This is a genomic window from Bacillus sp. ILBB4 (assembly GCF_035064545.1).
Lineage (GTDB): Bacteria > Bacillota > Bacilli > Bacillales > Bacillaceae_H > Priestia.
Window position 1 is genome coordinate 389902 of sequence record NZ_JAIQVD010000004.1, and the last position, 14106, is coordinate 404007.

Sequence of the window (14106 nt, forward strand, 5' to 3'; positions counted from 1 at the left end):
TTATACGAAAAAAGTGCGATACCGTGGTATCGCACTTTTCTCCATTATTTATCTTTTTTATCTTGAAGAGCTTGTTTTAAAGCATCACCCAAGCTTGAACCAAATGCTCCGTCATCATTGTATTTGTTAAGAAGCTTTCGTTCTTCTCGTTTCGAAATCTTTTTCTTTTTGTCCTCAGCTTTCTCCACTACTTGACATGAACGACATTGGAAGTACGTACCCGCTTTTCCTGAGTGAATTTCCATTCGCTTATGACACTGTGGACAGCGTCGATTTGATAGTTTAGGGTCTTTTGCGCGTCTATAGCTGCACTCAAGGCTTGAACAAACGAGCACTCTTCCTTGCTTTGTTTTCTTTTCTTTCAAGAAAGAACCGCATTCCGGACATTTAGAGCCCGTTAAATTATGAGGTTTGTACGTTTGATTACTTGTTTTTACTTGCTTAACTAGCTTTTCTGTTTGTTCGCGAATATTTGTTAAGAACTCTTTTGCATTTCCTTTTCCTTTAGCAATTGCTTCTAAGTCACGTTCCCACTTAGCCGTAAGCTCAGGCGACTTTAACTCATCTGCTACTAGGTCAATCAGCTGCTTCCCTTTTTTGGTTGCGTGCAGACGATTGTTTTGGCGATCAATGGATTCATTCTGCAGAAGTTTTTCAATAATATCTGCACGTGTTGCCGGGGTACCTAAATTATGTTTTTCCATTTGTCCAAGAAGATCCGCTTCTGTATAGCGCTGCGGCGGCTCTGTAAATGCGCTTTTCATCGTTACATCTTGAATGAGCAGCTTGCTGCCTTCTTCCATATCAGGCAGCTTCACCGTTGCTTCTGAGTCTCCACCAGAAACTTTTTTGAAGCCTGCATTTACGACTTGCTTTCCGCTTGCTACTAACTGTTCTCCGTTTACTTCAAGCTCTGCTTTAACCACTTCATACTCATATGGAGGATAAAACAATGAAATAAATCGCTTTGCAATTAAGTCATACAGCTTTCGTTCATCAGCTGATAAGTCCTGTAGAAATACAGGCTGATCCGTTACGATAATAGCATGGTGATCACTTACTTTTTCGTTATTAACCACTCGCTTTGGCAACTGTGCATTTCTTAAAATTGGACGAACTTCTTCTTTATATACAGCAGAGATGCTTTCCAAACGCTCTTTCATAGTAGAAACCATATCTGTTGTTAAATAACGGGAATCTGTACGCGGATACGTGACTAACTTATGCTGTTCATATAACTTTTGAAGTACATTCAATGTCTTCTTAGCAGAGAAGTTAAAGCGTTTGTTAGCATCCCGCTGCAGTTCGTTTAAGTCATAAGGAAGCGGCTGCGCTTCTTTATGCATTTTGCGCTTAATTGTTTTTACAACTGCCTCACCTGATAATTTTGAGTGCAGCTCTTTTGCGCGTTTTTCATCAAAGATGCGCTTTTCATTGCCCTTTTGCCAAGCCGCTTCAAAAGATGAAAACTGAGCTGTAAGCGTCCAATATTCACTAGGTTTGAATGTATTAATTACTTGTTCACGCTCAATTATCATCGCCAGCGTCGGTGTTTGTACCCTTCCTGCCGACAATGGTTCTTCGTATTTAGTCGTTAACGCTCTCGTCACGTTTAAACCGATAAGCCAATCGGCTTCTGAACGGCAAACGGCTGAATCATACAAGCGATTAAACTCTTTTCCTGGTTTTAACTGTTTAAACCCGTCACGAATTGCTTTATCCGTTTGAGACGAAATCCAAAGACGTTTAAACGGCTTGTTCCAGCGTACCTTTTCCATAATCCAGCGTGCTACAAGTTCTCCTTCACGCCCTGCATCAGTCGCAATAATTAACTCTCCAATATCCTTTCTTTTTGCTAGATCGGATACTGTGCGAAACTGAGAACTCACTTTACGAATTACTTTTAATTTCATTTTCTCAGGCATGATTGGCAGATCTTCTAATCGCCACGTTTTATATTGGTTATCATAATCCTCTGGTGTTTGTAATTCTACTAAATGACCGAGTGCCCATGTTACGACATACTGTGGTCCTTCAATATACCCTTTTTTTGTTTGGGTGCTGCCAAGTACGCGCGCAAGATCACGTGCTACACTTGGCTTTTCTGCTAATACAAGTGATTTCATTTTATGTATACCTCCAATTCACTTGTTCCATTATACATGATTGTATACTTTTTGTACGACTTCAAGATTAAGTTTACATAATAATATTATAATAAATAAAGCTGAAGAATTTCTCTTCAGCTTCTAGCTACTTCTTTTTATAAAATAGTCGCGAGATAATTAAACCGATAGCTCCTAAGACGATAAATAATAAGGCCCGTATAGCCATTGGGATAAAAGGTAAATCGTATAAAATGAGTTTAAAAAGTGTTAAGAACAAAATGCCCACGCCGATATACGTTGCTGTTTTAAACGTTTTAAGTGATCCTATTATAAATGCTGCAATGGACAGCCCTAACCAAACGGCCGTCATAATAAGCGTTTGCGGATTAGCGGAAAGATGAATGGTGCCAGCGGCCGTAACTTCCGTAGCAAAAATTAAAGAAAGAATAGAAAAAACAATACTTCCTCCAATTTTGAACGTATCGTGCTCATCTTTTTCTGTTTTTTGAATGCTGATCCATATAAATACTAGAATAGAAGGTAACACAACAAGCCAATTTAATGTCGGAAGAGACAACACTTGTTCGATTGGTGTAACTAAGATATACGTTGCGCTCAGTATATAAATCGTATAAGAAAATAGTTGATGAAGTAGATTTTTATACGTCATGGCGATATAGTAAACAGCCAGTCCTTGAATCACATATAAAATGACTCCTTCTCTTAAATCGACGAGCTGATGAATAAAAAACGCTACTGCAACAATTAAATAGGTAATAAAAAATTCAAATTTCTCTTTAGAACTTCTTACTGTGTAAACACCTAATGCGTAAATAATAACTAGCGCAAGCAGCACCATTGTGGTCATGCCATCGTCAAAAACGGCGAGCAGCCATCCGTACGTAACTGCTAAACTCGACAGAAGGGTAAACGCATATACTTGGAGTACCGATTGTGATAGAAAAAAACTAGAAATTAAGCATAAATGCTGAATAAGAATCGCCATACCTAATAACTCTTTTACACCATTATCACCAACAAACGAGTAATAAATGAGTAGCGTAAGATTTAATAGTACCGCGGAAAGAACATATAAAATTGAATATTTTTGTTTGATTGCTACATATAAAAAGGCAATATACAGAAGCGTTTCATAGCCAATGAAAACGAGCGCATTAGGCGAATTACTTTCAATAAGAAAAGGAACGAGTACGCCTCCAACCGCGCTAATAATACCTAATGCCTGTGAACGATAAAAGACTGTCGCGATAATCCCTAGGATAATCCAGCTCGCATTTAGTATAAAAGCAAGCGTTGGTCCCGCTAAATGATACAGGCTATGCATCGCAAACGTCGTTAACATGAGAATAGGAATAGCTCCTCCTACAAGTACTTGCCCGAGCACCAACCTGCTCTTTTTAATTTGGAAATGACCTGTCACAGCAAAACCTATTGAAACAACGAAACCGAGAACAACTTTTGCTTTTTCATTCATTAACCCATAGTCAGAAGCTGCTTTAAATCCCCATAGCACACCAATAATAAATACAAAAATAAAAATTCTCGGCAGCCATGTTTGAAAAAGGACTTTTTCCCAATCAACAGGTTCTTCTATTGCCTGTGAACTTTTAGCTGCTGTTTGAGCAGGACGTTTAGTCATCTCCTCACGCTGCTTGGGAGGAGCGTGAGCTGTTTTTAGCTTTGGAGAATTTGTTTTATATACGAGCGACTTTAGCTTGGCTACGTCTTCTTCTAAACTGCTTATTTTTCGTTCAAGTTCTTCTATTCTTTCTTTTTCCATTTTCTCTCACCCTTTCTTTTTAAAGTATTTGTGATGTTTATATGTATATCTAACAGAACTTAACTATTATACCATTAAAAGGGATATTACTTAGAAACATTCTATTTTTAGCAAAAAAAAATACAGCGCCCTTTTCAAAAGAAAAGTTCGTTGTATAGGAGGTGCTGCATTTTTTATGTCACTTTCTCGCTGTATGTACTATGAAATCCCGCTTCGATGTGGGCTACTTGAAAACTATGGTGACCAATTAAATATTTAACAATATCCACACGGTCAATTTTACCGGGCTTATTGTTCATTGCTTCTCGCACCATAGATTGAAATGTTTCTTTGCAAAACTTCTTTTCATGAAGCAGAATCGTTTCACAATACTCTTCATGGTCTCCCTCGGAAATACGATAATAATGCATTTCTTTCACCCCTTTTTAATGTTATATCTATTACATACCCCAAATATTGCTATTTTAACAAATTAATTTTATTATTCTTTATTTTTCCATGTATATGGTTTATAGGGCAACGTTTCGAAAATCGTCGTTATAAATGCTAATTTGAAGCCGCTGAGAAAAACGTTCTTGTTCGATATATGTTTCAGGCATTAATCCAACAGGATATACCTTAGGGTTTTCGCCACTTCCTAATATGTATACATACATCTTTCCTTCGCTTGTATATCGAACCTTCGTCGAAATACCGCCTTGCCCTTGAAGAGGCGCATAAACAGCTCTTACATTATCTCTTATTTCTTGTACAAACCCATGTAGTTCAATATCAGAATCATAATAATGGTTTGCTTCATACAAGCCGTAAATACGAGACTTGTCGATATCACATAATATGTTCCAAAATTCAGATAAATTTTCTTGGAACAACACTTGAATAAAATTCCGTGCAGCTTCTTGCTGTTCGCTTGTTAATTCTTTTGTTAGCGCAAACTCTTCATTTTTTAACATCTCAGTCACCTCCCTTTTGTATGTAATACGACAAGAGATAAAAATAACCTCTTTTTTTCAACTTATTAGCAAGCAATTTATTTTTTTACATTAAAAATTGAAAAGTTATTTTGACTAAGGCGTCAGAATAACTTTTCAATTACTGTAGAATAATTACGTAAAATATTCGATTTTTGCATTCGGAAAATACTGATCAATGTAATACTCTAATGTTTCTCTTAATTCCTGTTCTTCATCTTTTGCGTATACATACTTTCCAATTCCGTAACGCCCCCATTTGTAGCGGCGCTCCTCTTCATTCATCTCAAGCTTTGTTTTCGGATAATTTTTCTCGATTACCCGCTTGGCGGGCTTTGTAAAGCGATGCTGAATCATTTCAAACGTAATATCATCTCTTGACTCCTCAGGTATAGAGGCGTCAAGCTTTTCAAACAACTGACGGTATCCCTCTTGCCAACCTTCATGAATGTAAATAGGCGCCACAATAAAGCCAAGTGGATATCCGGCTTTTGCAACTTTATTAGCAGCTTCAATCCGGTAATCAAGAGGAGATGTACCGGGTTCAAAGTTTTTTATAACATAATCTGCATTTATGCTAAAGCGGAAGCGCGTGCGACCATTATGTTTAGCATCCAATAAATGATCCACGTGATGAAATTTAGTCACAAAGCGCAGTTGACCTAGTTCACTTTCCCCAAAATATTCAATCGCGCGCTTTAATGAATGTGTTAAATGGTCAATTCCTACGATATCAGATGTACAAGCCGCTTCAAATCGTGTTATTTGAGGGGCTCTCTCCTGCATATATTGCTCTGCTTGACCTAATATTTCTTCAACATTCACGTACGTGCGAATATATGGTTTGCTTCCCATTGTTGTCTGCAAATAACAATAGTGACAGTGCCCCATACACCCTGTTGCAAATGGTATTGCATATTCAGCTGACGGTTTAGATGTATCAAACTTCAATGTTTTACGCACGCCAACTACTAAAGTCGACTTGGCATTGCGGTATTTTTGCAAATCATTTTTTCCCGGTATATTACGCACTTGATTATGAGAAGTTGTTTGACGAATCTCAATTCCCATCTTCTCAAATTTTTCTTTTAATTGAACACCAAGCGGGTACTCCATTGCCCCTGGCTCAATATATACTAATTGAGGTACAAAAGGTTTTATCATCATGTACACTTCCTTTTTTCTAATACTAATAGCGTTTGAAAAATAAAACGACTCTATCCTTGGTAATTATTTTTCAAACAAAAAAGACTCTCCGTTTAAGAGAGCCTTGCGTCAGTCATATTGTTCATAATCAAATATCTTATTATACATTTTTTCAGCTTCTTCATATGTTGAATACACGGCATCATCTTCAGCTAACAAATGATAAGACTCATGTAAAAACAGCGCCTTTTCACCTTTGTTTTCAGGATGTTCAACAATTTCAGCTTGATTAATATTTGCAACGTTTGCCGTATGAGGATTTCGGTAAATAACAAATACTTGATCTCCCACTTGATATTCTTTTTTCTCCACGATCATCATCCTTTTCTTTTTTCTTTACTCGTATGATGTCCGCTTTTGCTCATTTTATCCGGTAAAAACCCTCATAGCATCATCAAGAATTCATACGCTTTTACGCTCAATAAACCGAAAAGGGAGCTCAATTTTCTGAGGAACCTTGCTTCCCACTAATGTAAAAAGCGTTTCGCCCATTTCCTTAAGAGGAAGTTCTATCGTTGTTATTTGTAAATAAGAAGAAAGCGGATGATTATCAAAACCAATGATAGCTAACTCACCAGGAACTGAAATACCCGCTTGTTCGCACTGAGCTTTTATTCCAATAGCTACTTGATCATTTGTTACTAAAAGCGCCTGAGGCCGATTTTTCATCTGCACTAGTTTTTCCACCACTTTTTCACCATCTGTCACGTTCAAACAGCCTTGAAAAACCCATTCCGGATGATAAGGCTGATTTATTCTTTCTACATATTCTTTGTATGCTTGTTGCCGCTGCAGGCTATTTGTACCCGTCATTCTTCCAATACAGTAGCCAATATCCGTATATCCTTTTTCTTTTAAATACATAAGCGCCTGCTTAAAAGCTGCATAATGATCAACGTATACGGAGCGAATAGAACGATTCTGTACGTTTTCGCACACGGCTATCGGCCCGTGCTGCTGATAATATTCAATCGTGCTCCAGCTGCTTGCTCTAGAACAAATAATCACTCCATCAACTTGCTTTGTTTTCAGCATATGAAGCGCTTCTTCTTCTTTTTTCACATCATAGTTCGTCTGACAAATAACAAGCTGATACTGCTTTTCTAACGCTTTAGATGCCACTCCTTCTAAAAGCAGACTAAAATACGGATGATTAATAAAAGGTAAGACGACGGCAATCATATTTGTTTTCCCTTTTGATAAGTGAACGGCATTAATGTTTTGTTCATAATTAAGTTCGTGAATAACCTGCTCTACCAGCCGGCGTTTCTCTTCTTTTACATACGGATGATGATTTAGCACCCGGGATACAGTCGAAACAGATACACCCGCTTTTTTTGCGATATCTCGGATATTTGTCATGTTTTCACCTTTTTCTCTTGCGCTGAAACGCGTTTCATACTTTATTCTCATTATAAAGTGAAACAGCAAGAAGCTAAACCCGTTACCATCGTGTTTTTATTCATTTACGTAAGGAGGTCATTTCATGGGTATTTTATTATTTATTTTATTATGCGGAATTGAAATTGGAGGAGCGGCTTATGCACTTAAACAAAATGAGACGCTTTGGAAGGAGTTAGATGAAGAAAAGCCGACTGATTTTTTCAAACAGTAAAAAACCCTTAAAAAGAACATTCTTTTTAAGGGTTTCATATTACGCAGCTTCTTTAGATGACTTAGACTTTTTATTTAAACGAGGAAATCCAATTACAATCGCAATGATTCCGCAAACCGCTGTTAACATTGGATAGAATGTAAATGGAATAATCTCAATCGGTGAAACTTTAGCAAATCCTGCTGCGAGAAGCATTTGTGCGCCGTAAGGGATAAGCCCTTGAACGCTGCATGAAAACAAGTCCAGCAGACTGGCTGATTTACGATTATCAATTGAATACTTATCAGAGATTTCTTTTGCTAACGGACCTGCTGTAATAATTGAAATCGTGTTATTAGCCGTCGCTAAATTAGTTAAACTTACCAATCCGGCGATGCTGAATTCTCCGCCTTTTTTTGTTTGAATGCGTCGTGTTAATAAATTCAATAAGAACTGAATACCGCCATTATAGCGAATAAGCTCAACCATTCCGCCAATTAACAGAGATAAAATAATTAACTCTGACATTCCGCCAATACCTTCTGTCACAGTTTTAGCAAGAGAAGAAAGCGTGTAGCTTCCGTCAGCTAATCCAATCACGCCGGCTAGCACAATTCCTCCGGTTAAAATGCTTAATACGTTTGCACCAAATACTGCAGCAATGAGTACGCCGATATAAGGCAAGATTTTAAACCAGCTGAAATCTTTAATTTCTACTGATGACGTGTTTCCTAGCGTCATTACAAGCAATAGAATCACTGTAACAATCGCTGCAGGAAGTACGATAAAAAAGTTTACTTTCAATTTATCTGTCATATTTGTTTTTTGCGTACGAACTGCCGCAATCGTTGTATCAGAGACAACAGATAAATTATCACCAAACATTGCACCGCCAATCACACCGGCTATTGCCAATGTAACAGAAACATGCGCTTGCTCACTGATTCCTACAGCGATAGGTCCCAGCGCAGCAATTGTTCCCATTGATGTTCCCATCGAAATTGAAATGAATGCGCCAATAACAAAGATTCCTGCTACGACTAAGCTTTGCGGAAGCACAGAAAGCGCTAAGTTTACCGTTGAATCCACAGCTCCCATGCCTTTAGCGACTTCAGAAAAAGCACCTGCTAAAATAAAAATAAGCACCATAATAATGATATCAGGATGTCCTGCTCCTTTAGCAAAACGCTCCACTTTTACATTAAGTGAATCTTTGCGGTTCATAGCCAGCGCCACAATGGCTGCAATGATAATGGCTACTAATACAGGCAGCTTATAAAAGTCTCCCGTTATAATTCCTGATCCGACAAACAGGACTAAAAAGACGCCCAGCGGTAACAGCGCCCAGCCGTTTCCTTTTTGTTGTTCCATTCTTAACACCTCTTGTTTACGTAATAAAAAAGACCTCTTCTTATTGATAAGAAGAGGTCTCTTATTTTGTATCATAAGATTACCCTTCTCATCTTCCAAACGAAACATCGTCTGCTGGATTTGGCACCGCACTGCGTACAGCCAGTTGCCGAGACATCATAGGGCCAGTCCCTCCGTCTCTCTTGATAAGAAGTTTATAGTTGTTTTAAAAATAGTCTTTCACTACTGTAATCTCTTTTTATTTAATTGTCAAATGCTATTTCAGAAAAATATATAGTGCGAAAATTCTCACATCAATTAGCTACGTCTCGTTTTAAAAACGCTGCCCAAGCTACGCCCATAAAGAAGACAAAATGCGCGACTAAGACGAAGATTGAAAATGGAATCGTCATGCCGTCAAACATCGTCTTCATTCCGTCCATATACTGCACAAAGTTTGTGTTGGCGAACAGTAAAAATTTCCCCCACCATAAGCCTAACTCTGATACTAGTCCTGTTACAGCTTTTGCCCCGATACTTACGACAATAGCTAGACTTGAAGCAAGCGCGCTGTTTCTAAATAAAGACGACAGCATGAATGCGAACGTCATCATCATAAACGTTTCCATATACGCACTGTCATACGTAAGCGTAATGTTTTTAAGCAGCTGCGCATCTCCTTCTAGACTGGTAAAGCCAAAGAACAATGCTCCCCATACAAACGAAAAAAGCAAATAGCTCAGTAAATAATACAAGCTAATTAAAATGAGGGTTAGGTACTTGGATGCTAAAATCGTTGAACGTCTAGCAGGACGAATTAAAAGAAGCTTAATGGTACCTGCTTCAAACTCTTTTGCAACCATTGACCCTCCAACAGCAAGAGCAAAAAATTGAACAAGAATGAGCATACCTGAACTAAATGACAGGAAGTTCAAAATGTTGTCTTCTGTTCCTGCACTGTTTGCTACTTTCTTCATTAAAAGAGCCATACAAAGAGTTAAAATACCGATTGTAATAAACGTGACTTTTGTACTTCTTTTATGAAACCATTTCATATGTTCATTTTGAATTAGCTTAAGCATGGTGCTCTCCTTCCGTAACGGACATAAACGAATCTTCAAGCGTCTCATACACAGGAGTGATTCGGTAGACTAAAATATTGCTGTCCACTAATTTTTTATTCACAGCTGGAATTTGTTCTTTTACAATCGCCACGTCGATACTACGTGATCTCATCGTTACTTCAAATTCTTGTGATAAAAGATCCGCTGCTTTTTGCGCATCAGACACTTCAAATTCTACGTACATTCCTTGATCTTGACGATTTGGAGATAGATCTTGAATGGCTTTTAACTCACCGTCTTGAATAATGCCAACGCGGTCACATAGTGCTTCTACTTCTTTTAATAAGTGGCTCGCGATTAAGATTGAAATTCCTTCTTCCCTGCAAAGCGTTTGTAAATATGTACGAAATTCTCTCATTCCCGCTGGGTCTAGACCATTTGTTGGTTCGTCTAATAAAAGCAATGCAGGCTTATGTAAAATAGCTTGAGCCACTCCTAAACGCTGTCTCATCCCAAGAGAATACGTCTTCACTTTTGCATGAATGCTGTTTTCAAGCTTTACTAAAGCAATTACTTCATCCAAGCGTTCTGATGTGATCCCTTCATGCATATTCGCAAAGTGTTTTAAATTTTGATAGCCCGTCAGATAATCATAAAACTCAGGGTTTTCAATAATCGCTCCAATTGATTTCATAGCTGATGTAAACTGTTCTTTTAAAGGAAAGCCGTTAACGGTAATCGTGCCCTCTGTTTCTTTAATGAGTCCTACGACGGTACGAATTAGCGTTGTCTTTCCAGAGCCGTTCGGGCCAAGCAATCCGAAAATCTCACCGCGCTCAACCGATAAGGATACATCATGCAAAATGGTTTTCTTCCCAATTACTTTACTGACATGATCTACTTGTAGCACTGTTTCTGTCATCATGTACATCCTTTCTTTAATTAGCAATACGCCTTCTATTGTTTCTCTTTTTTAACTATTTGTCTACTATAACCTTATTTTTGGAAAAGTAGCCCATTCAAATCATTCGTATTATCCGCTTACATTTGATAAAATAAAACAAACTTTAGTTAGAGGAGGACTTCTACATAATGAACTTAACCATATACCTTGCGGGGCAAATTCACGATAATTGGCGGGACGAAATTAAAAACCAAGCAGAACAATTAAACCTTCCCCTTACCTTTGTCGGTCCCATGACAGACCATGACCGCTCCGACAACATTGGAGAAGAAATTTTAGGAAAACAGCCTAACGCTGTCTTAAAAGATGAAGCTGCTTCTCAAATTAATAATTTACGTACGCAGGTGCTCCTTAAAAAATCTGATGTGGTTATTGCTTTATTTGGCGAAAAATACAAGCAGTGGAACAGCGCAATGGATGCGGCAACAGCCATTGCATTAGATAAACCGTTAATTTTGGTTCGCCCTGAAAAACTGCATCACCCGCTTAAAGAACTGTCAAACAAAGCGCAGGTTGTAGTCGAAACGCCAGAACAGGCTCTTCAAGCATTAGCTTATATTTTTGAATAGCAAATAAGAGCTGTCGGTTCTGGACAGCTCTTATTTTTCATTTATCCCTCAAGCTCATTACTAGGGGAAATATTTTTTAGCAAGCTCTAAGGCTATTTCCTTTTAGCTTCTTTCATTTTCAACATCAAAACAAGCAAAATTGTACTTAGCTACTCATTTTTTTGATCCTGACGTTCCATAATCTTTAATCATTAATTTTACATCATAGTTAATTGGAACTTCACTAAATGTTTGATCCCAATTGTCTTTAACCCTCATCCATACTCTGGGCCTCTTAATTCTCAATTGGTTTCCGAACCCGGCTACATCGACTTTATATTCTTTTTGCATTTTTTCTACCGTGTTTCTTACGAGGTACTTCACTTTTTTTTCTGAGTTTTTTTGCACCTTATGTAAAAATTGATTTTCTAAAGGATTTCCTGAGATCACCCAATTTTCAGATAGCCTTCCCTCGGATTCAATATGCACATTGAAGGAGATGCTATTTCCTTTAACATGAGGTTCAATATGACTTTTCATGGATTCTATTTCGTATACAATCAGCTGACCGGTCTTTTTATCAAAGCTTTTCACTAGCCCGCCTTTCCCTTTTCCTGTGATCCAAGTCAGACCATCTAGTTCTTCTTCATCCAAAAAACCGATCATTTTGTTTGTTTTCCCTTTAATTATGGCAGCACCAGCAAATTTGATTTCCCCATTTGCCGATAATACATTTTGCAATAGAAAACTAGTCCCTGATTCAATATTGCTCTCTAATTTAATGAGCGAAGTGGGAGGTAAAATTCTTGTTGTTCGATAGGCATTTTCCACCATTCCAGCCAAACGAAATGCCGGGATCTCTCCTGCTGTCTTCGATTCTAGCCCGTCGCTAGCTCTCCCTTTACTAATAAGTACAAGACAGCTTGGTCTAATCTCATTATCACGAAGAAACTCATTCACTAATTTTCCTAGGCTGTACGTTCTTGCAAGAGCCTCGCCAATAATAATTACTTTTAGATGTTGGCTGGCAATCGAAGTCTCTCTTCTCAATGATAATTCACGGGTCATTTGATGAATAGAATCTCCCGTTTCAGCCATATTCACGTAAGCCTTCTGCTGAGATCCTCCTTGGACAGTTGTTGAACTTGCCACTTGCGGGGTGATCAGTTGGTAGGTTGACGTAATCAAGTTCCTTTTGGGATACTCTTCTTGTTCATCAAATTCTTTTTCAGTCATGGACTTGTTAGCTCTATCAAGAGCCATACCTACTCCTAAACTTCGTTCTTCAATTTCATGACTGCTCCAACAGCCCGCCAGAGGAAAGAGCAAAAAAACAGAAAGTAAAACCGATAAGAAGAACCGTACGTGATTAGAGGCTTGTCTCATACTTTTTCCCCTTTATTTTTGAAATGATAAGAAGCAGTACCGGTAAAAAGCCAAATAAAATCAGGGCAGCATTGCCAACCATATCTCCTAATTTAAATACATCATTGATATTTCTAGGAACCATGGAAATGAGATAAATAACCGGAAGCACACCATACATAAATGGATGGATATTTTTTTTGAAAAGCTGAGACAGTCCTAATGAAGCAGCGTAATGGTTAACATTAAAAGAAGTAAACATTTGCATAATCCATACCACCAGCAACAAGGAATCAAAGCGTTCAAAGATTAACCCAGTTAATTCATAACTTCTTATCAAATCAAGCGTAGGCCACGTTCTCGTAACCACTCCATCCACTGAGAACGCTCCGATAACCATCACGACGGTAATAACATAAAGAAGCAAAGGAATCGCAGTACCAACTAGTACAGCTTTTACTGCTTTGTTTGGTTCTTTCATAAATGCCAATATTAAAAGCATGAATTCAGGCCCAGTAAACGCAAGAGCTGTTGTCCTTATCCCTTTTAACACCGGCGTAATACCTGAACCTAGTACCGGGCGCAGATTATCCACTTCAAATATTTTGATACTCATAAAGGCAACAAGTAAAAAAAGAATAACCGTAATAGGTAATATAATTTCAAATATACGGGCAATTGGATTTATTCCCCCTCTTATCAGATAGAGACTTGCCCACATAAATGGCATGATTATAGCCCATTTGGGAGTTCCCTCCAACAACAGATATCCAGTTACCTCTGCCAATGAACGAGCATGAAACCCACCCAGCGCCAAAAAATAACCTATCATGAGGAAACTAAATAACTTGCCTATCCATTTCCCTACAATTTCTTGGCTGTATTGATAAAAGGTTTTTTCAGGGAAGCGTTGACTTAATTTTACCATGATTACCCCTGCTATCATGGTGATTATCCCCCCTAAAATAACAGTTAGCCAAACATCTGGTGTTTTCACTTTTTCCGCAGCTGCCCGGGGCAAGGTAAGAATCCCTGTTCCAAGGATAAAGTTGGTAATAATAATAGTTGTTTGAGGCGTCGTAATACGATCTTTTGAATTTATCATTTCTAACGGCCCATTTCCTTTCATCATAAG

At 38.1% G+C, this 14106-nt stretch carries 14 protein-coding genes and 1 riboswitch; of the genes, 2 read left to right on the forward strand and 12 right to left on the reverse strand.

Features of this window, described 5'->3' with window-relative positions; all coding sequences use genetic code 11:
* Nucleotides 1-44 precede the first annotated feature (44 nt).
* The 7 genes from LAV82_RS19095 to LAV82_RS19125 all read right to left on the reverse strand — a co-directional run bounded on the left by LAV82_RS19095 (nucleotide 45) and on the right by LAV82_RS19125 (nucleotide 7448).
* Entirely contained in the window at nucleotides 45-2126 is a 2082-nt protein-coding gene (locus LAV82_RS19095; protein WP_499716722.1) for a DNA topoisomerase III, read from the reverse strand.
* Nucleotides 2127-2253: 127 nt separating this feature from the next.
* The gene (locus tag LAV82_RS19100) at nucleotides 2254-3909 is read right to left on the reverse strand and encodes a DUF2339 domain-containing protein (protein WP_499716723.1); all 1656 of its coding nucleotides are present in this window, start codon (nucleotides 3907-3909) and stop codon (nucleotides 2254-2256) included.
* A 173-nt stretch (nucleotides 3910-4082) separates the two neighbouring features.
* The gene (locus LAV82_RS19105) at nucleotides 4083-4319 is read right to left on the reverse strand and encodes a hypothetical protein (protein WP_013056931.1); all 237 of its coding nucleotides are present in this window, start codon (nucleotides 4317-4319) and stop codon (nucleotides 4083-4085) included.
* A gap of 99 nt (nucleotides 4320-4418) precedes the next feature.
* Entirely contained in the window at nucleotides 4419-4862 is a 444-nt protein-coding gene (locus LAV82_RS19110; protein WP_499716724.1) for a hypothetical protein, read from the reverse strand.
* 153 nt (nucleotides 4863-5015) lie between these two features.
* Nucleotides 5016-6044, reverse strand: a complete 1029-nt coding sequence (gene splB / locus LAV82_RS19115; protein WP_025752275.1) for a spore photoproduct lyase — start codon at nucleotides 6042-6044, stop codon at nucleotides 5016-5018.
* A 111-nt stretch (nucleotides 6045-6155) separates the two neighbouring features.
* A complete protein-coding gene (locus LAV82_RS19120; RefSeq protein ID WP_016764006.1) occupies nucleotides 6156-6404 on the reverse strand; it encodes a transcriptional regulator SplA domain-containing protein in 249 nt (82 codons plus the stop codon).
* An 84-nt stretch (nucleotides 6405-6488) separates the two neighbouring features.
* A complete protein-coding gene (locus tag LAV82_RS19125; protein WP_013056927.1) occupies nucleotides 6489-7448 on the reverse strand; it encodes a LacI family DNA-binding transcriptional regulator in 960 nt (319 codons plus the stop codon).
* A 124-nt stretch (nucleotides 7449-7572) separates the two neighbouring features.
* Here LAV82_RS19125 and LAV82_RS19130 point away from each other — a divergent pair, with 124 nt between their 5' ends.
* Nucleotides 7573-7701: a hypothetical protein gene (locus tag LAV82_RS19130; RefSeq protein ID WP_255256027.1), complete on the forward strand. Its 129-nt coding sequence runs from the start codon at nucleotides 7573-7575 to the stop codon at nucleotides 7699-7701.
* Nucleotides 7702-7740: 39 nt separating this feature from the next.
* Here LAV82_RS19130 and LAV82_RS19135 read toward each other — a convergent pair whose 3' ends face one another.
* The 3 genes from LAV82_RS19135 to LAV82_RS19145 form a co-directional block, all read right to left on the reverse strand.
* Nucleotides 7741-9051 carry a Na+/H+ antiporter NhaC family protein gene (locus LAV82_RS19135; protein WP_013056925.1) on the reverse strand — a complete coding sequence of 437 codons (1311 nt, stop codon included), beginning with the start codon at nucleotides 9049-9051 and terminating at the stop codon, nucleotides 7741-7743.
* Between the two features lie 85 nt (nucleotides 9052-9136).
* Nucleotides 9137-9243: riboswitch (SAM riboswitch) on the reverse strand.
* Between the two features lie 101 nt (nucleotides 9244-9344).
* Nucleotides 9345-10112: an ABC transporter permease gene (locus LAV82_RS19140; RefSeq protein ID WP_041816552.1), complete on the reverse strand. Its 768-nt coding sequence runs from the start codon at nucleotides 10110-10112 to the stop codon at nucleotides 9345-9347.
* Nucleotides 10105-11016 (reverse strand): ABC transporter ATP-binding protein, encoded by a 912-nt coding sequence (locus LAV82_RS19145; protein ID WP_499716725.1) that lies wholly within the window; start codon nucleotides 11014-11016, stop codon nucleotides 10105-10107. Before LAV82_RS19145 ends, LAV82_RS19140 begins: the two co-directional genes overlap by 8 nt.
* A gap of 170 nt (nucleotides 11017-11186) precedes the next feature.
* Here LAV82_RS19145 and LAV82_RS19150 point away from each other — a divergent pair, with 170 nt between their 5' ends.
* Nucleotides 11187-11627, forward strand: coding sequence for a YtoQ family protein (locus LAV82_RS19150; protein ID WP_045290397.1), 441 nt, complete (start codon nucleotides 11187-11189; stop codon nucleotides 11625-11627).
* Between the two features lie 153 nt (nucleotides 11628-11780).
* Here LAV82_RS19150 and LAV82_RS19155 read toward each other — a convergent pair whose 3' ends face one another.
* Together LAV82_RS19155 and LAV82_RS19160 are read right to left on the reverse strand one after the other, a co-directional pair.
* The gene (locus LAV82_RS19155; RefSeq protein WP_499716726.1) at nucleotides 11781-12992 is read right to left on the reverse strand and encodes a Ger(x)C family spore germination protein; all 1212 of its coding nucleotides are present in this window, start codon (nucleotides 12990-12992) and stop codon (nucleotides 11781-11783) included.
* On the reverse strand, nucleotides 12976-14103 hold the full coding sequence (locus LAV82_RS19160; RefSeq protein WP_082352700.1) for a spore germination protein: 1128 nt from the start codon (nucleotides 14101-14103) through the stop codon (nucleotides 12976-12978). The genes LAV82_RS19155 and LAV82_RS19160 overlap by 17 nt, the downstream gene beginning before the upstream one ends.
* Between the last annotated feature and the right edge of the window lie 3 nt (nucleotides 14104-14106).

Bases quoted from the DNA above. Each gene is read 5' to 3' on its own strand.
- LAV82_RS19125 (WP_013056927.1), bottom strand. From the start codon at position 7,448: ATGACAAATATCCGAGATATCGCAAAAAAAGCGGGTGTATCTGTTTCG.
- LAV82_RS19100 (WP_499716723.1), bottom strand. From the start codon at position 3,909: ATGGAAAAAGAAAGAATAGAAGAACTTGAACGAAAAATAAGCAGTTTA.
- LAV82_RS19130 (WP_255256027.1), top strand. From the start codon at position 7,573: ATGGGTATTTTATTATTTATTTTATTATGCGGAATTGAAATTGGAGGA.
- LAV82_RS19160 (WP_082352700.1), bottom strand. From the start codon at position 14,103: ATGATGAAAGGAAATGGGCCGTTAGAAATGATAAATTCAAAAGATCGT.
- LAV82_RS19095 (WP_499716722.1), bottom strand. From the start codon at position 2,126: ATGAAATCACTTGTATTAGCAGAAAAGCCAAGTGTAGCACGTGATCTT.
- splB (WP_025752275.1), bottom strand. From the start codon at position 6,044: ATGATAAAACCTTTTGTACCTCAATTAGTATATATTGAGCCAGGGGCA.
- LAV82_RS19145 (WP_499716725.1), bottom strand. From the start codon at position 11,016: ATGACAGAAACAGTGCTACAAGTAGATCATGTCAGTAAAGTAATTGGG.
- LAV82_RS19120 (WP_016764006.1), bottom strand. From the start codon at position 6,404: ATGATCGTGGAGAAAAAAGAATATCAAGTGGGAGATCAAGTATTTGTT.
- LAV82_RS19140 (WP_041816552.1), bottom strand. From the start codon at position 10,112: ATGCTTAAGCTAATTCAAAATGAACATATGAAATGGTTTCATAAAAGA.
- LAV82_RS19135 (WP_013056925.1), bottom strand. From the start codon at position 9,051: ATGGAACAACAAAAAGGAAACGGCTGGGCGCTGTTACCGCTGGGCGTC.
- LAV82_RS19110 (WP_499716724.1), bottom strand. From the start codon at position 4,862: ATGTTAAAAAATGAAGAGTTTGCGCTAACAAAAGAATTAACAAGCGAA.
- LAV82_RS19155 (WP_499716726.1), bottom strand. From the start codon at position 12,992: ATGAGACAAGCCTCTAATCACGTACGGTTCTTCTTATCGGTTTTACTT.
- LAV82_RS19150 (WP_045290397.1), top strand. From the start codon at position 11,187: ATGAACTTAACCATATACCTTGCGGGGCAAATTCACGATAATTGGCGG.
- LAV82_RS19105 (WP_013056931.1), bottom strand. From the start codon at position 4,319: ATGCATTATTATCGTATTTCCGAGGGAGACCATGAAGAGTATTGTGAA.